The following is a 16,419-nucleotide window of genomic DNA, read 5'->3' as shown; positions in this document are numbered from 1 at the left end:
CCAGCCTCGCCAATAGCGCATCCGTCGCGTAGCCAGCATGGATCAGGCAGGATTGCAGCCCATGGATGTCATTCACCTCTCGACCGAGGTCCTGGTCATCGGGGCCGGCGGCGCCGGCATGTACGCGGCGCTGGAGGCCGCCAAACGCGGTGCGCGCGTGCTGCTGCTGGACCGCAGCCTGATCGGGCGCGGCGGCGCTACCGTGATGGCGCAGATGACGGTGGCCGCCGCCGTGGCGCCGGATGGCGAGGATGATTGGCGCTTCCACCTGGCCGATACCCTGGCCGCCGGCCGCGGCCTCTGCGACCCGCGCCTGGCCGCGTTGCTCTGTGAAGAGGGTGCCGAATGCATCCTGGAGATGGAGAAGTGGAAGGTCGGCTGGGCGCGTGACGGTGCGCGGCTGCGGCAGGTGCAGGCACCGGGGCATGACCGGGCGCGCTGCGTCTATGTCGACTTCCTCAATACCGGCCCCGCCGTCTCACGCACCCTGCGCACCCAGGTGCAGCGTGCGGGCGAGGCGATCGAACGCGTGGGTGAGGTCGCGGTTACCGATCTGGTTCTGCAAGATGGCGTCGTCACCGGAGCGGTCGGCGTGCATGTCACGACCGGCAGGCCAGTCAGTATCGCGGCGACGGCGACCATTGTCGCGACGGGTGGCCTGACGCGGCTTTACGCGCGCAACAGTGCCGCCGTGAACATGTCGGGGGATGGCTATGCGCTGGCGCTCCGCGCCGGCGCCTCGCTGATCGACATGGAATTCGTGCAGTTCTTCCCGATCGGGCACTTGGCGCCGCGGCTGGTTGGGATGGACCCGATCATGTGGGATCCGTTCCGCTACAAGCTGGGCGGGCGCTTGCTGAACGGGGCGATGGAGGAATTCGTCGCGCGCTGGGGCGGTGAGGATGGCGGGCGCTATGTCGCGACCCGCGACCTCGTGACCTATGCCATCACCAAGGAAGTCCAGGCCGGGCGCGGTTCGCCGGCCGGGGGGGCGTGGCTCAGTTTCGCGCATCTGGACGAGGCCGCCCTACGTGGGGCCTTTGGGCCCGTCATCGACAAGCTCGCCGCCAATGGCATCGACCTGACGCGCGATGCGGTGGAGGTGGCGCCGATCGCGCATTACCACATGGGCGGCGTGCGGGTGGATGTGCGGATGCGGACCGGCGTGCCGGGGCTGCTTGCCGCCGGCGAGGCCGTGGGCGGCGCCAATGGTGCGAACCGCCTGTCGGGCAATGCCATCACGGAGGCCTTTGCCTTTGGCCGCGCGGCGGGGCGGGAGGCCGCGGCGATGGTGGCGCGCGGTGGTTCGCCGGCCTTCGACACAGACGCGGCGACCGGCGCGCTGGCGCTGCTGCGCGGTGCGGGCGGCGAAGGGGCCAACCCCGCGGCGCTGCTGGCTGAACTGCAACGGGTGATGGGCCAACACGCCGGCCCCTTCCGCACGGCGCAAAGCCTGCGGTTGGCGGAGCAAGGCATCGCGGCAGTACGTGCCGCGATGGGCAGCGTACCGCCGGGCGCGCCTGGGCACGGCCATGACCTGCTGCGCCTGGACTGGTTCGACCTGCGGCAGATGCTGCTGGTGGCGGATTGCGTGGTGACGGCCGGCTTGGCGCGGCAGGAAAGCCGTGGCGCGCACCAGCGCGAGGATTTTCCCGATACGGATGAGGCCTGGACGTTGAACCAGGTGATCGACCTCGATGCGGCGACCGGGCGGCTGGTGCTGTCGCGGGCGGCGGTGCCCGTCGATGCCGAAGCCGCTGCCTGAAGCACGAAGGAACGACGATGCCCACAGCGACATTGCTGATCCGCCGAGGTGCTGCGGGTGAAGCGGCCCGCCATGACAGCTTCTCGCTCGATTTCGAGCCGGGGGAATCCGTGCTCGACGGGCTGCGCCGGTTGCGCGTGTCGCAGGACCCGACCTTGGCGTTTCGCTATGCCTGCCTGAACGCGAATGCGTGCAAGGAATGCATGATGCTGCTGGACGGCAGCGTGGTCTACGCCTGCACGGCCAGGTTGGAGGCGCGGGACATGCGCCTCGATCCCTTGCCGAACAAGCCGCTGGTGCGGGACCTCGCGACCGTCATCGCGCCGCCGGATGAGCGGCTGCGGGTTTAGCCCGGCGGCAGCCGCAGGCCGGAGAAGCGGATCAGCCCGTCCGGCGAAGGCTGAAAGCCCTCCATCCTTGCCCGCATCCCCCAGAACCAGCGGAAGTGGTAGAGGATGAGCATCGGCCGGTCCGCCATCCACTGGTCCATGGCCGCCTGGTAGAAGCCGCGCCGCGTCGCCGGATCGGTCGATTGCCGCGCCGCGATAAACGCCGCATCGACCTGCGGGTTGCGGTATTTCATGCGGTTCAGGAAGCCGTCCGAGGCGATCCAGAGCGCGATATTGCCATCCGGATCGGCCCGCCCCGACCAGATGCCGAAGGCCATGTCGTAGCGGCCGCTGTCGGCCCGCGCGACCATGGTCGAGGCTTCAAGGGTTTCGATCCGGACCCGGAAACCGGCTTCCGCCGCCATCGACTGGATGACCTCGGCCACCTGGGTTTCCATCGGGGCGTTGGGGGTCAGGAGGGTGAAGGCGGGGTTCGGCTGGCCCGCGTCGCGCAGCAATGCGCGGGCGCGGTCGAGGTCGCGCCCGGGGACGGGACGATTGGCGAAGTGATAGGGCGTGCCCGGTGCCTCGGGCTGGTTGTTCGGCACGAAGAGGTTGTCGAGCGCCACCTGGTTGATGATGCCGCGGTCGATGCTGAGTTCCAGCGCTTCACGCAGGCGCGGGTCGCGCAGGGCGCCGCTTTCGGTGTTGAAGTAGATGCCCTGGTAGGCAATCGCGGTGGATTCCGCGATGGCGATCCGCGCATCGCGCCGCGCTGACGCGACATCGGATGGCGCCACGCGCTCGATCAGGTCGAGTTGCCCGGCGCGCAGGTTCAGCAGACGCACATTGCTGTCCGGGATCGGCTGCATGACGACGCGTTGCACATGGATATTGGCGGCGTTCCAGTGGTCGGGGACACGCTCCATCTCGATCCGGTCCTGGGCGACGCGGCGGGTCAGGCGGAAGGGGCCGGAGCAGACCGGATCCTCGCCGATCCGGGCGCCCAGGCGGGCCAGGGCAGTCGGCGACATGATCATGCCGGAGCGGTCGGACAGCACGGACAGCAGCGGCGCGTAGGGCTGGTCCAGCCGGATGATGACGGTCCGCGCATCGGGGGCTTCGACCGCCGTGACCGGGCGCAGTTCCGACTTGCGGACGGATTCCGGCGCGCTGCGGTAGCGGTCGAGGTTGATCTTCACCGCCTCCGCATCGAGCCTGGTGCCGTCGTGGAAACGCGCATCCTCCCGCAGCGTCAGCCGCAGGCTGCGGCCACCGTCTTCCCAGGCCCAGGCCGTAGCCAGTTCCGGCCGGAACGACAGGTCAGGCCCGATATCCAACAGCCGGTCGCAGAGGGCGGTGAAGACGACGCGTTCGACGAAGGAGCCGGAGCGGGCGGGGTCGAGCACGTTCGGGTCGGCGCCGATGCCGATGCGCAGGGTCTGTGCCATCGCGGGTGTGGCGGCCACGGCGAGGACGCAGGCGAACAGGCGGATCATGAGCGGCCTCCATCGACGGAAAGAATCTGGCCCGTGATCCAGTCCGACGCCGGGTCGGCGAAGAACAGCACCGCATGGGCGATGTCCTCCGCACGGCCGAGGCGACGGCGGTGGATGCTTTCGACCAGGCGTGCCTGGCCCTCGGGGCCATAGGCGTCCCACTGGCGTTGGGACGCGGGGTTGGACAGCACGAAGCCGGGTGCGACGCTGTTGGTGGTGACGCCGTGGCGGGCGAATTCCAGCGAGAGTTGCTTGGTCAGCCCGACCAGCGCGTGCTTGGCGGCGGTATAGGCCTGGATGCCGGTCAGGCTAGGGCGCAAGCCGGCGCCTGAGGCGATCGTCACGATCCGCCCCCTCCCCGCCCGCTGCATCACTGGCGCCGCCGCCTGGGCGCACCAGAGGGTGGATTCCAGGTTGGCACCAAAAATCACCTGCCAGTCGGCTTCATCGATTTCGGCCAATGGGCGACCGACCTGACCGCGGACGCCGCCGGCGCAGCAGACGAGGATGTCGATGCCGCCCTCGGCAAGGGCCATTTCCTGGACGACGCGATGCACATCGTCGCGGCGGGACAGGTCGAGCGAGCGCCGCGCGACGGCGCCCGACGCATCGGCCAGGCCCTCGGCATCCAGGTCGAGCGCCCAGACGCGCGCGCCCTCCGCAGCAAAGGCGCTGGTGACGGCGCGGCCGATGCCCTGGGCCGCGCCGGTCACGATCACACGGGCGTCGGCGAATCTTTTCGGCATAGCAGCAGGACCTCGTCGAGGGTTTCCCAGGACTGGATGCGCCGACCATCCTCGATATCGTGGATAAGCGCGACCAGGCGGGCGATGGCGGGCGTGTCGATGCCGCGCGCGGCGCCGAGTTCGGCGATGATTCCGATTTGTGGGTCAACCTCGGTCCGGCGCTTTCGCACGGCGAGGTCGCGCCAGATGCCGGAGTGCGATTTGGCCGTGTAGCGATTGAACTCCGCGAGCAGCGCGATGGATTCTTTCGCGGCCGCGAGCGGCGCGTCCGGCATGAAGGCCCGCGGGTCAAACCCGTTGAAGCCAACCGGGGTCACGCCATAGGCCTGTGCCACGGCTATCACTTCCTGGCCCAATTGTCGCCAGACGGGGAAATACCGGGCGGCGTCAAAATTCTCGGTCATCGAGGCCGGGGTCAGCGCGGTGCCGAAGAGCATGGCGCCATAGGCGAGCTTGCCCCAGAGGTAGCCCCAGATGTTGTCGGTCAGCACCGCGTCGGGTTCGAACAATCGTAGCATCGCGTGCATGTCGCGGGCGCGGTCGGTGATGTGGCCGTCGATCTCACCCACCACCACCGCGCCGCGATTGCCGAACAGAATGCGGCCGGGCGCCAGCCAATCGGCGCCGAAATTGACGAAGCAACCCATGGTGCGCGCGGCGCCTACGGCATCGGCGATGGCGCGTTCGTTCAGCCCGTTCTGGGCGGAGAGGACGAAGCCGTCGTCTGCCAGGTGGGGGCGCAACGCCGCCGCCGCAGCGACCGTGTCCTGCGCCTTCACGGCCAGGATGATGCGGCGAAACTGGCCTTGCAGCGCGGTGGGAGTCGTGGCCCGCACGGCTTGGGTAAAAGTCTCCACCGGGCCTTCGATCGCGAGCCCGGTGTCGTTCATCGCCGCGACATGCGCCTCGACCTGATCGACCAGCAGCACGTTCTGGCCGGCACGGACCAGGTAGGCGCTGAGCGTGCCGCCGATGGCGCCGGCGCCCCAGATCAGGAGGGTGTCGTGGCTCATGCCCAGCCGTCCCGCATCAGGTCGCGGGTTTCCTCGACCGCCACGTTCCAGATGTCGAGCATCTCCTCATCCGGCCGCTGATAGAGGCCGCCAAAATTGCCATCGCCCAGCAGGCGCCGGACGCCATCGGGACCCAGGCTGCGCAAGTAATCGAGATCCACCATCGGCTTCCTGCCCTGCGGCTGCGCCAAATTGGCCAGGCGGGTCCAGGGGAAGTTTTCCATCCAGGAGGCGTGGGAGGCGACGGGGTCGTGATGCTGCACCCGGGCCATGGTGCGCAGGGCGCTCCACCAATTGTGGAAGCGGATGCGGCAGTCGGGGTGTTCCGTCATGAATTCCAGCCCGGCCGTCATCGTGGGCTGGTTCCCGCCGTGGCCATTGACCAGCAGGATGCGGCGGAAACCCGATCGGTAGAGCGACGTCAGCACGTCCCAGGCCACGCGCGCATGCGTTTCGGCCCGCAGCGATACCGTGCCGGGATAGGCCGTGAAGGCCGGGGTGATGCCATAGGCCAGCACGGGAAACACCGGGATGCCCAGGGGCTCCGCAGCCTCGACCGCCACGCGTTCCGACAGGATGCTGTCGACGCTGAGGCTGAGGTAGGCGTGTTGTTCCGTGCTGCCGAGCGGCACCACGGCGCGGTCGTCGGTCGCAAGCCAGGCCTCAACCTGCATCCAGTTCATCTCGGCGATTTTCATCACGGCTCCTTCAGCCCCGGCAGCATGACGGCGGCGCGGAATGAGGCAAGCGCCTTGTCGGGGCCTTGGGCTTGCCGGCGGGCGGCGCGGGCGGCATGCCTGCAACATCAAGGGGAGAGAGATCATGAGCCAGACCATGCAGGCCGCCGTCGTCACCGCCGATGGCGTGGTGGTGCAGGCCATGCCGATCCCAGTGCCGGGGCCTGAACAGGTGCTGGTGCGGGTGCGCGCCGCCTCGCTGAACCGCGCCGATTTGGGTGTCGCGGCGGGCCATGCGCATGGGTCGATGGGCGGGCCGGGCACGATCCTCGGCATCGAATTCGCTGGTGAGGTCGCGGCGGTCGGCGCCGGCGTCAGCGGGATCGCGCCGGGTGACCGGGTGATGTGTTCCGGCACCGGCGGCTATGCGGAATACGCCCTGGCCGATATGGGCCGCGCCCTGCCCGTCCCCGACACCAACATGTCCTGGGAACAGGCATCGACGCTGACGGTGGCGCTTTCGACCATGCATGATGCGCTGGTGACGAATGGCCGGCTGGTTGCCGGTGAGGCGGTGATGATCCTGGGTGCCTCATCGGGCGTTGGGCTCGTGGCCTTGCAGATCGCGCGCCACCTGGGTGCCGGGACGATCATCGGGACATCGACCGATGCTAAGCGCCGGGCGCGGCTGGGCGAATTCGGTGCGGATGTGACCGTGGACACCAGCGTCGCGGGTTGGGAACAGCAGGTGCTGGCGGCGACTGACGGGCGGGGCGTATCCGTGGTGGTGGACCAGATTTCGGGGCCGACGATCAACGCGGCGATGGCCGCGACCGCGATAACGGGGCGGATCGTGAATGTCGGCCGGTTGGGCGGATCGCGCGGGGCCTTCGACTTCGACCTGCATGCGAACCGCCGCATCGCCTATATCGGCGTCACGCATCGCACCCGCAGCGTGGCGGATATCCGCGAGGAGATGCGGGTGATGCGGCGCGACCTGTGGGACGCCGTGCAGGCGGGGCGCTTTGCCCTGCCGATCGACCGCGTCTACCCGCTGGCCGAGGTGCCCGCGGCCTTGGCCCACATGAAGGCGAACCAGCACTTCGGGAAAATCGTGCTGGCGCCCTGAACAGGTCAGCGCGTGGCGGGGACGATATCCATCGCCAGCGTGTCCTCATCCGCCCGCGCCCGCGCCAGATTGACGCGGTCGCGCCGCATCGCCCAGGCCGAGGTGATGGAGGCCAGCGGCAGCGACACGCGTAGTTCGTTGAACCGCGCGCCGGTCTGCTGCAGCAGTTGTTCGCGCCGGGCATCGTTCAATTCGACGGCCGCCTGCTGGATCAGCGTGTCCAATTGCGCATCCGAAAAGCCGCGCCAGTTGAAGGCACCGAGCCTCAGGGCCGGGTTGTTGGTGTGGCCGACCGAGGAATAGGTGTAGTGGGCTTCACCGGTCAGGGTGCCCCAGCCGGCCATCATGGTAGAGAGTTCGCCGCGCGCGCGGGCGGGGAAGACGACGGCGGCGGGTTGGCCGGCCGCCTGAACCTCAAGCCCCACACGGGCCAGCATCTGCGCCATGGCGGTGCCGACGCCGCGATCGCCGGGCAGGCGGTCGTTGGTGAAGTTCAGGGTGAAGCGGAAGCCGTTGGGCAAGCCGGCTTCGGCCAGCAATTGCCGGGCGCGCACCAGGTTGGGCGTTGGGACCGGCAGGGCCGGGTTGAACCCGAAGATGCGCGGCGTGACCATCTGTCCCTGCGGCGTGCCGAGGCCCTCCATCGCAACTTCGGCCAGCACGCGGCGGTCCAGGGCGAGGTCCACAGCCTCCCGCACGCGGGGGTCACGGAAGGGGTTTTGGGCGAGGCGTGAGCCATCCTTTGCCGAGATCTGCGGCGAGGGTTCGCGGAAGTCGAATTCCAGGTTGAAGACATAGACCGTATCGGCCTTGACCACGCGCAGGGCGGCATCGCGTTCGAGGGTCGCGACATCGGCGGCGGGAACGCGGACGATCATATCCACCTGGCCGGTGCGCAACTGGGCGACGCGGGCCGCGTCATTCGGGATTTCGCGCCGCACATGCCGCGCCCAAGGCTGCCGGCCGCCCCAGTAGGTGTCGTTGCGATCAAGGATAAGCTGTTCGCGCGGGGTCCAGGACACGTAGCGATAGGGGCCGGTGCCGGTCGCCGCGCGGCCGCTGTTGAAGGCCTCGTTGCTGTCCTGCGGCGTCAGCCCCGCGGTTGCGCGGGCGGAGGTGATGAACAGGCGGATGAAGTCGTTCGGCAAAGTCGGCGCCGGCCCATCGGTGACGATCTGGATGGTCAGCGGATCGACGATCCGGATGTCCTGCACGCGGCGCACATAGATGCGGGTGGGGTTGGGACCGGACAGCGCCTGCATGCGTCGGATCGAGGCGGCGACATCCTCGGCGGTGAAGGGCGAACCGTCGTGGAAGGTCACGTCGGGCCGCAGCTTGAATTCCCAGGTGGTCGCATCGACGGCGCGCCAGCTTATCGCCAGCCCGGGTTCGAGCTGCAACTGGTCGCCAGACCAGACCAGCGTGTCGAAGACATGCTTCAGCGCTTCGGCCTGCGTGCCGGTCGCGGTGAAATGCGGGTCGATGGATTCAGGCCCGGCCCGGACGCCGAGGGTCAGCGTCTGCGCCATGGCGGGCACGGCGGCCATGATGGCGGCCGTGGCCAGGGCGATACGCCCAAGGGTTAGACTCATGGCTGGTTGTCCCGGATCGGTTTTGCATCTCATGCTAGGAACGGCCTACCGCCCCTGTCCATGCCCGAGTTAGGACCTTGATGCCCGGCTATATCATCCAACGCCTGTTGCAGGCCGTTTTGGTCATGCTGGCCATGTCGGCGTTGGTCTTCGCGGGTGTCTATGCCATCGGCAATCCGATCGATGTGCTGATTTCACCCGATGCGACGCAGGACATCCGGGCGGCGACGATCGCGCATTATGGGCTGGACCAGCCGCTTTGGCGCCAATACTTGGCCTTCCTCGGGCGGCTTGCTTCGGGCGACCTGGGCCGGTCGCTGGTGTTCAACATCCCGGTGACCGAGCTGGTGTTCAGCCGCCTGCCCGCGACCTTGGAACTGGCGGTTTCGGCGGTGCTGATCGGCGCGTTCCTTGGCATTCCGCTTGGCATGTGGGCGGGCTACCGACCGGACAGCCCGGTGTCGCGCGCGATCATGGCCTTGTCGGTGCTCGGGTTTTCCGTGCCGACCTTCTGGGTCGGGCTGATCCTGATCCTGACGTTTGCAGTCCACCTCGGCTGGCTGCCCGCCGGCAATCGCGGCCCGACCATCGAGATCTTTGGCGTCGGCTGGTCGTTCCTGACGCTGGAGGGCCTGACCTTCCTGATCCTGCCGGCGTTGAACCTGTCGCTGTTCAAACTGGCGTTGATGATCCGCCTGGCACGCGCCGGCACGCGGGAAGTCATGCTGGGCGATACCGTGAAATTCGCGCGGGCCGCCGGGATCTCGGAATTCACGATCCTGCGGCATCACGTTCTGCGGCTGATCTCCATCCCGCTGGTGACTGTCTTCGGGCTGGAATTCGGGTCCACCTTGGCCTTTGCCGTGGTGACCGAGACGATTTTTTCCTGGCCAGGCGTCGGCAAGTTGATCATCGATTCCATCACCTCACTCGATCGGCCGGTGATGGTCGGGTATCTCGTGCTGGTGGCCTTCCTGTTCGTGACGCTGAACCTGGTGGTCGATCTGTCCTATGCCCTGCTCGATCCCAGGCTGCGTCGTGGCGGTCGCCAGGCGTGAAGCGTTTCTGGGGCGAATACGCAGAGAACCGGGTGGCGCTGGCGGCGCTGATCACTGTCATCGTGATTGTCGCGGCGGCCCTGCTGGCACCCTGGATCGCGCCGCAGGATCCGTATGACCTCGCGGAACTGGACCTGTCGGATGCGCGCCGACCGCCGGGCACGGTTGGATCGAACGGTATCACCTATTGGCTGGGGACGGATGCTCAGGGTCGGGACCTGTTATCGGCGATCCTGTTCGGGTTGCGGATTTCATTGGAAATGGGGCTTGCGGCCGGTGTCGTCGCGCTGACGATTGGCGTGACGCTCGGCATCCTGGCGGCACATGCCGGGGGGTGGATCGAAACGGGGGTGATGCGCGTCATCGACCTGCAACTCTCCTTCCCGCCGATCCTGCTGGCGCTGGTGCTGGTGGCGCTGCTAGGCCAGGGCAAGGTGCCGTTGATTGTCGCGCTGGTCACCGCGCAATACGCGTATTTTGCTCGCACCGCCTATGGCGCTGCGGCGGCGGAGCGGCAAAAGGACTACATCGAGGCCGCCCGCGCGACGCCGCTGTCGCCCGCCCGCGTGGTCTTCGGCCATATCCTGCCGAATTGCCTGCCGCCGCTGATGGTTGTCGCGACTGTGCAGATCGCGAATGCGATCGCGCTGGAGGCGACGCTTTCCTTCCTGGGCCTTGGCCTGCCGCCCACGGAACCCTCGCTCGGCATGCTCATCGCCAACGGCTTCCCGTACATGATGAGTGGACGCAGTTGGATTTCGGTCTATCCGGGGATCGCGCCGATCGTGCTGATCGTCGCCATCAACCTGGTCGGCGACCAGTTGCGCGACCAGTTCAACCCGCGGCTACGGCGATGAGCGCCAGCCTGTTGCAGGTGCGCGACCTGCGCACGCATTTCCTGACCCGCGCCGGTGCGGTGAAGGCGGTGGATGGCGTGTCTTTCACCTTGGAACGTGGCGAGATCCTGGGCCTGGTCGGCGAAAGCGGATCGGGCAAGTCGGTGACAGGGTTTTCACTCATCGGCCTGGTCGATCCGCCCGGGCGCGTGGTCGGTGGCAGCATCCTGTTCGATGGGCAGGAACTTGTGGGCCTGCCGTCATCGTCGCTGCGTGCGCTACGCGGCCGTCGTATCGCGATGGTGTTCCAGGACCCTGGCGCCACGCTGAACCCGGTGCTGACCATCGGACAGCAGATGGCACTGGCCGTTCGCGCGCATCAAAAACTGTCGGTGGCGGCGGCGCGCGCGCTGGCGGCCGATCGGCTCACGCGGCTCGGCATTCCCGATGCCGTGGCGCGACTGGATGCTTATCCGCATGAGTTTTCCGGCGGCATGCGCCAACGCGTGGCCATCGCCATCGCCCTATTGCACCAGCCAGACCTCATCATCGCCGATGAACCGACAACGGCGCTGGATGTGTCGATCCAGGCGCAGATCCTGGTGGAGATGCGCAGCCTTGCGCGGGAAAGCGGCACCGCGCTGATCTGGATTTCGCATGACCTGGCCGCGATCGCCGCCGTCGCCGATCGCATCATGGTCATGTATGCCGGCCGCATCGTGGAATCCGGCCCCGTCCTCGCCACGCTGCGCGACCCGTTTCACCCCTATACGCGCGGCTTGCTGGATAGCCTGCCGGCGATGGCCGAACCCGGCGAGCGGCTGCAGCAGATCCCGGGCAACACGCCATCGCTGCTGTCCCTGCCCGCCGGCTGCCCCTTCGCGCCGCGCTGCCCGCGCGCCGATGCGACCTGCGCCGAGGATCCCCTCGTCATCACCCGTGACGATCGCAAGGTGCGCTGCCATCACCCGTTGCCTGCATGACCGCGCTGCTGGTGGCCGAAGCCGTGACGCGGCGGTTTACGCGCCGGCCGTCGCTGGGCGATCGCATCGCCGCGGCGTTTGGCGCGCGGCACGATGGGCGCGCGGTGCAGGCCGTCACCGATGTCTCGCTGGCCATCAGCCGGGGCGAGACGCTCGGGCTGGTCGGCGAAAGCGGCTGCGGCAAATCCACGCTGGGGCGTATGCTGGCGGGGATCCTGCCGCCGTCCTCCGGTCGCGTGCTGTTCGACGGTGCCGCGCCAATGCAGTCGGGCCATAAGGTCACGACGCGCATTCAAACCGTGTTCCAGGACCCCTTCGCTTCGCTGAACCCGCGGCTACGCATCGGTGACAGCATTGCGGAAGGCCCCGTCGCGCATGGGCTAGTGTCGCGCGCGGGGCGGGGCGCGCTGGTGGCCGATTGGTTGATGCGCGTCGGCCTCGACCCGGCCTTCGCCCAGCGCTTCCCACATCAGTTTTCCGGCGGGCAACGGCAAAGGGTCGCGATCGCGCGGGCGCTGGCGATGCAGCCCGAGGTTCTGATCTGCGACGAACCGGTGGCCTCGCTGGACGTGTCGATCCAGGCGCAGATCCTGAACCTGTTTCTCGATCTGCGGCGGGACCTGGGGCTGACTTGCCTGTTCATCTCGCATGATCTGGCGGTGGTGCGACACGTCGCCGATCGCGTGGCGATCATGTACCTGGGCCGGATCGTCGAGAGCGGCGAGGCAGCGCGCGTCTATGCCGCCCCGCTGCATCCCTATACCCGCGCGTTGCTCGACAGTTCGCCAAGGCTGGGGCGCGACCAGGCGGTGTCGTTGCGTCCGGTCGCGGGGGAGTTGCCGTCGCCGCTCGCGCCGCCCTCCGGCTGCGCGTTCCATCCCCGATGCCCGCTGGCGACGGATCTGTGCCGCGCGGAGCGTCCGGCGTTGACAGCGCGAGACTCGGGCCGCCTGATCGCGTGCCACTTCGCCTGACTGGGGTTCTACCCCTGCGGGTCGAAGACCTGTCCCCGGGAATCTGGTAGCGCCAGCGCGTCCTCCGCCAGGCAGATGTCCTGCGCGGCATTGCCGAGCGATTTGAACACCGTGATCTCCGACGCATCCTGCCGTCCACGCAGGGTGCCAGCCAGGGCCGCACCGATCTCTCCGACAACATGCGCGGGGTTCAGCGCGCCGCTGGCCAGCGGCATCACCAAGTCGCCGGCACGGGCGCGGCAAGCGGCTTCGCTGTCGCACCAGAACAGCCCGCGCCTGGCCAGGTCATCGTCCGTCTCGCGTGTGTCGGGACGGAAGGCGCCCCCGAGGTTCACATGCACCCCCGGCCGCAGCGCTGACCCGGGAAACACCGGCGTTGTGGAGGACGTGACGGTCGTCACGATATCGGCCTCGGCCACCACGCGCGGGTCATCGACGGCGTCGCAATCCAGACCCGCCGCCCGCAGCGATGCCGCGAGGTCGGCCGCACGCGCCGCGGTTCGACCGACGATCAGCGTGCGTGCGATCGGGCGCACGCTGGCGACCAAACGCGCGCAGGGCCCCGCGAGCCGCCCCGCCCCGATCACCACATGCACCCGCGCGTCTGACCGCGCGAGCAGGCGCGTTGCCGCGGCGATCCCCCCTCCGGTCCGCCAATCCGTCAGGTAATCCGCCGCCAACAGGCCGAGCGGCGCCAAGGTCTCGGTATCGAACAGCAGCACCATCGCGGTGCTCGCAGTCGCCCGCGTCGCGATCACCTTCACGCCAAATACCCGCCCAGGCAGATAGCCCGGCATGGCGAAGACCACGCCAAGCCCGTCGGGGCGCAGGATCTCCGATCGCACCGGCGCGATCATCTCGCCGCGCGACAGCGCCATGAACGCGCGTGCGCTGCTTTCCACCGCCATCGCTGGCGTCAGGATGCGGCGAAGTGCTGATTCGGACAGCAGTTTCATCAATGCGTGGCGAGCAACTGGCCCAGGCTCGGGATGCGAGTCTGATTGCCCACCAGCCGCAATGCGCGCCACAGCAGCGCCTGGTTGGACGTGACGACGGGCAAGCCGACCGCCTGTTCCAGCGCGGGAATGGCGGTGAAACTCGCAAGGTCCGTCGCGAGCAGCACCAGCGCCTCAGCGCCCTTGCGCCCGATGGTGCCGGTGAAAGCCGCAAGGCGTTTCGGCCGGACCTCCGGCACGTCGCGCATCGCCAGGATGTCCAATGTCGCGTGCCCTACCACCGTAATACCGGCGTCGGCGAAAAAGGCAGGCGCCAGCGCATGAATCGCCGCTGGATAGGGGGTGCCGAGCGCGATCCGTCTTACGCCAAGGACCGTCAGCGCATCGCGCAGCGCCGTCCAGGCCGAGGCACATGCCGCCCCCGTCGCCGCGGTAACCGCGGCGGTGCGCCGGTCGTTCCAGCCGGGCTCCATGATGAAACTGGTGACCATATCGGCCAACAACACGACATCCACGCCGGTGGCCGCCAATTCGCCGACCGCACGATCCATGCCGGCTTCCATTGACCGCACGGCAGCCGGCGTCAGATCGCCCTGAGCAAGCAGCCGCGTTGCATACAGCGCGGTGTCATGCGGCAGGACCGACCAGAATTCCGGCTCGATGACCGAGTTGTTCGCCGGCACGACCAGACCAATGCGTCCGCGGCAGCCGAACTGCGGGGCGGGGCCATCGCGCAGTTGCATTTTCCGCCTTATCCTGGATCCATTTATCCACTACAGACCAAGGGACAGGCTGCCGTCAAGCAGTGGCCTCAAGGGATGCCTGATCATGGACACTGCCCCTGCCGATGGCCTTTGCGCCGCATATCTGCGCGAAGAAATCCTGTCCGGCCGTCTCGCGCCTGGCGAACGCATCCGCCCGGAATTGGTGGCATCCCACCTTGGCCTGAGCCGCATGCCGGTGCGCGAGGCGCTGCGCCAACTCGATGCCGAGGGCCTGGTCACGTTGCGCGCAAACCGCGGCGCCCTGGTGACGCGGCATGACCGGGCCGCGCTGGCCGAAATCTTCGAGATGCGGGCGCTGCTCGAAGGGCTCTGCGCCCGCCACGCGGCCCGTGCCGCGACTCCGGCAGACATTGGCGACCTGGAGGCCGACCTGCTGGCGATGCGCCGCGCATTGCAGGACCCCGCCCGCTGGGCCGTGCGGCATGAGGCCTTTCACGATCGCCTCTGCAACCTGTCCGGCCGCCCGCGGGCCGCCGCCGAGGCACGGCGGTTGCGCCAGTTGCTACTCCCTGCCCTGCGCGACTACGCGACTGGGCGCCGGGACCCCGAGACGACGGGGCATGAGCACGAGGTCATCGTGGATGCGCTTCGCGACGGCGATGCACGACGCGCGGAGCGGCTAGCGGTCGCGCATATCTCGGCCAATGCGGCGTCGGTCCTGGGCGCGGCCGAGATGCGGCCACTGGCGCGGCAGCGCTGACGCGCCAGGATGTTCGACACGCTGATTCGTGGTGGCCAGGTCGCGACCGAGGCCGGGTTGCTGGAGGTCACGCTCGCGCTGCGCGATGGAAAGGTCGCCGCCTGGCTGACCCCGGCCGAGGAAGCCGACGCCGCCGACATCGTCGAGGCCGGGGGCCAGATCATCCTGCCGGGCCTGATCGACGCGCATGTGCATTTCCGCGATCCGGGCCTGACCCATAAGGAGGATTTTTTCACCGGCACGGCAGCGGCCGCCGTCGGCGGCGTGACCACAGCGCTGGTGATGCCGACCGATGTGCCGGCAACACTGACGGTCGCCGATTTCCGTGCAAAGCGCGGCATCGCCGCGGGCCGGTTGCATATCGACATCGGCCTGCAGGCCGCCGCCGTCGGGCCAGGTGACATCGCTTGTCTGGCATCGGCAGGTGCCGTGTCGATCGAGGTTTTCCTGGGCGACATGCCACCGCATCTGCTGCTGCGCGACACGGCCGCGCTGGACGCGATCCTGACCGAGGCAGCGGCCGCCGGTATCATTGTCGGCATCACGCCGGCCGATGACACGATCATCGCCGCCGCCGAGGCGCCGCTGCGCCACGCGGGGGGCGATCCGCTGGATTTCTTCCGCTCCCGTCCGCCCGCCAGCGAGGCGTCGGGCACCGCGCGCGCCATCGCTGCCATTGGCAATGGCGCGATCCACCTCCGCCAGATCAGTTGCCGGGACTCGCTGGCACTGGTCGCACAGGCCGCCGCACGCGGCCTGCCCGTATCGGCCGAAACCACGCCGCATTACCTGCTGTTGGATGAGGAGGAGATTCGCCTTCAGGGCGCCTTCGCAAAGATACTGCCTCCACTGCGGGGGGCAGCGGATCGCGCGGCACTTTGGCAGGCCGTGCGACCGGGCGGCGCCATCGCCATGATCGCGACCGACCACGCACCGCACACGCAGGCGGAAAAGCAGACCGGCGACATCTGGTCAGCACCGGGCGGCTTTCCAGGCGTGCAGACCCTGCTGGCCTTGATGCTGCATGCCGTGGCTGAAGGGCGCATCGACTGGGCAGACCTCGTTCGGCTGTGTTGCGGCGCCCCGGCGCGGCGTTTCGGCCTGGCACCGCGCAAAGGCAGCCTTTCGCCCGGCGCAGACGCCGACCTTGTGCTGGTCGATCCGCATCGCCATGCCGAAATCCGCGACAGCGATCAGCTGAGCCGCGCCGGGCGCACGCCGTTCGCCGGCCGCCATACGACCGGCTGGCCGCTGGAGACCTGGTTGCGCGGCCAGGTGGTCGCGCGCGACGGTCGGTTGGCTGGCGGACCGCGTGGCGTCGTCGTCACGCGGTAGCTGAGGAACAGGTCTTGCTATGCCCCCTTCATCATCGACAAG

The 16,419-nt window shown here is 68.4% G+C and carries 16 protein-coding genes; 9 read left to right on the top strand and 7 right to left on the bottom strand.

Annotation, left to right across the window (positions count from 1 at the left end; translation table 11 throughout):
- Nucleotides 1-61: 61 nt before the first annotated feature.
- Entirely contained in the window at nucleotides 62-1,765 is a 1,704-nt protein-coding gene (locus tag ACQW02_RS06090) for an FAD-binding protein (RefSeq protein WP_431284379.1), read from the top strand.
- Between the two features lie 17 nt (nucleotides 1,766-1,782).
- A complete protein-coding gene (locus tag ACQW02_RS06085) occupies nucleotides 1,783-2,115 on the top strand; it encodes a 2Fe-2S iron-sulfur cluster-binding protein (protein ID WP_431284378.1) in 333 nt (110 codons plus the stop codon).
- Here the strand turns inward: ACQW02_RS06085 and ACQW02_RS06080 are convergent.
- From ACQW02_RS06080 to ACQW02_RS06065, 4 genes are read right to left on the bottom strand one after another with little or no spacing between them, the layout of a single operon-like run.
- On the bottom strand, nucleotides 2,112-3,593 hold the full coding sequence (locus ACQW02_RS06080; protein ID WP_431284377.1) for an ABC transporter substrate-binding protein: 1,482 nt from the start codon (nucleotides 3,591-3,593) through the stop codon (nucleotides 2,112-2,114). The two genes, ACQW02_RS06085 and ACQW02_RS06080, sit on opposite strands and share 4 nt — an antisense overlap.
- The gene (locus tag ACQW02_RS06075) at nucleotides 3,590-4,339 is read right to left on the bottom strand and encodes an SDR family NAD(P)-dependent oxidoreductase (RefSeq protein WP_431284376.1); all 750 of its coding nucleotides are present in this window, start codon (nucleotides 4,337-4,339) and stop codon (nucleotides 3,590-3,592) included. Before ACQW02_RS06075 ends, ACQW02_RS06080 begins: the two co-directional genes overlap by 4 nt.
- Nucleotides 4,309-5,352 (bottom strand): ketopantoate reductase family protein, encoded by a 1,044-nt coding sequence (locus tag ACQW02_RS06070; protein WP_431284375.1) that lies wholly within the window; start codon nucleotides 5,350-5,352, stop codon nucleotides 4,309-4,311. The genes ACQW02_RS06075 and ACQW02_RS06070 overlap by 31 nt, the downstream gene beginning before the upstream one ends.
- Nucleotides 5,349-6,050 (bottom strand): creatininase family protein, encoded by a 702-nt coding sequence (locus tag ACQW02_RS06065; protein ID WP_431284374.1) that lies wholly within the window; start codon nucleotides 6,048-6,050, stop codon nucleotides 5,349-5,351. Before ACQW02_RS06065 ends, ACQW02_RS06070 begins: the two co-directional genes overlap by 4 nt.
- 124 nt (nucleotides 6,051-6,174) lie before the next feature.
- Between ACQW02_RS06065 and ACQW02_RS06060 the strand changes: the two genes are divergently transcribed.
- A complete protein-coding gene (locus ACQW02_RS06060; protein ID WP_431284373.1) occupies nucleotides 6,175-7,158 on the top strand; it encodes a quinone oxidoreductase family protein in 984 nt (327 codons plus the stop codon).
- 5 nt (nucleotides 7,159-7,163) lie between these two features.
- Here the strand turns inward: ACQW02_RS06060 and ACQW02_RS06055 are convergent, their stop codons facing one another.
- Nucleotides 7,164-8,750, bottom strand: a complete 1,587-nt coding sequence (locus tag ACQW02_RS06055; protein WP_431284372.1) for an ABC transporter substrate-binding protein — start codon at nucleotides 8,748-8,750, stop codon at nucleotides 7,164-7,166.
- A gap of 80 nt (nucleotides 8,751-8,830) precedes the next feature.
- Between ACQW02_RS06055 and ACQW02_RS06050 the strand changes: the two genes are divergently transcribed.
- Genes ACQW02_RS06050 through ACQW02_RS06035 form a run of 4 tightly spaced genes read left to right on the top strand, consistent with a single transcriptional unit; the run spans nucleotide 8,831 to nucleotide 12,601 of the window.
- The gene (locus ACQW02_RS06050) at nucleotides 8,831-9,808 is read left to right on the top strand and encodes an ABC transporter permease (RefSeq protein ID WP_431284371.1); all 978 of its coding nucleotides are present in this window, start codon (nucleotides 8,831-8,833) and stop codon (nucleotides 9,806-9,808) included.
- Nucleotides 9,805-10,665, top strand: coding sequence for an ABC transporter permease (locus ACQW02_RS06045; protein WP_431284370.1), 861 nt, complete (start codon nucleotides 9,805-9,807; stop codon nucleotides 10,663-10,665). Before ACQW02_RS06050 ends, ACQW02_RS06045 begins: the two co-directional genes overlap by 4 nt.
- Nucleotides 10,662-11,627 carry an ABC transporter ATP-binding protein gene (locus ACQW02_RS06040; protein WP_431284369.1) on the top strand — a complete coding sequence of 322 codons (966 nt, stop codon included), beginning with the start codon at nucleotides 10,662-10,664 and terminating at the stop codon, nucleotides 11,625-11,627. Before ACQW02_RS06045 ends, ACQW02_RS06040 begins: the two co-directional genes overlap by 4 nt.
- Complete coding sequence (locus ACQW02_RS06035) at nucleotides 11,624-12,601, top strand: ABC transporter ATP-binding protein (protein ID WP_431284368.1); 978 nt, start codon at nucleotides 11,624-11,626, stop codon at nucleotides 12,599-12,601. Before ACQW02_RS06040 ends, ACQW02_RS06035 begins: the two co-directional genes overlap by 4 nt.
- A gap of 8 nt (nucleotides 12,602-12,609) precedes the next feature.
- Here ACQW02_RS06035 and ACQW02_RS06030 read toward each other — a convergent pair whose 3' ends face one another.
- Both ACQW02_RS06030 and ACQW02_RS06025 read right to left on the bottom strand, forming a co-directional pair.
- Nucleotides 12,610-13,557, bottom strand: a complete 948-nt coding sequence (locus ACQW02_RS06030) for an ornithine cyclodeaminase family protein (protein WP_431284367.1) — start codon at nucleotides 13,555-13,557, stop codon at nucleotides 12,610-12,612.
- Entirely contained in the window at nucleotides 13,557-14,300 is a 744-nt protein-coding gene (locus ACQW02_RS06025) for a maleate cis-trans isomerase family protein (protein WP_431284366.1), read from the bottom strand. Before ACQW02_RS06025 ends, ACQW02_RS06030 begins: the two co-directional genes overlap by 1 nt.
- 85 nt (nucleotides 14,301-14,385) lie before the next feature.
- On the opposite strand from ACQW02_RS06025, the gene ACQW02_RS06020 reads away from it, so the two are divergent.
- Entirely contained in the window at nucleotides 14,386-15,042 is a 657-nt protein-coding gene (locus tag ACQW02_RS06020; protein ID WP_431284365.1) for a GntR family transcriptional regulator, read from the top strand.
- A gap of 9 nt (nucleotides 15,043-15,051) precedes the next feature.
- Nucleotides 15,052-16,377, top strand: a complete 1,326-nt coding sequence (locus ACQW02_RS06015) for a dihydroorotase (protein ID WP_431284364.1) — start codon at nucleotides 15,052-15,054, stop codon at nucleotides 16,375-16,377.
- The last annotated feature ends 42 nt before the right edge of the window (nucleotides 16,378-16,419 follow it).

Origin of the sequence: Humitalea sp. 24SJ18S-53, assembly GCF_050632385.1 — a bacterium.
GTDB lineage: Bacteria > Pseudomonadota > Alphaproteobacteria > Acetobacterales > Acetobacteraceae > Humitalea.
Note: the sequence above shows the minus strand (reverse complement) of the source record. Positions and strands in the feature narration are given on the sequence as shown.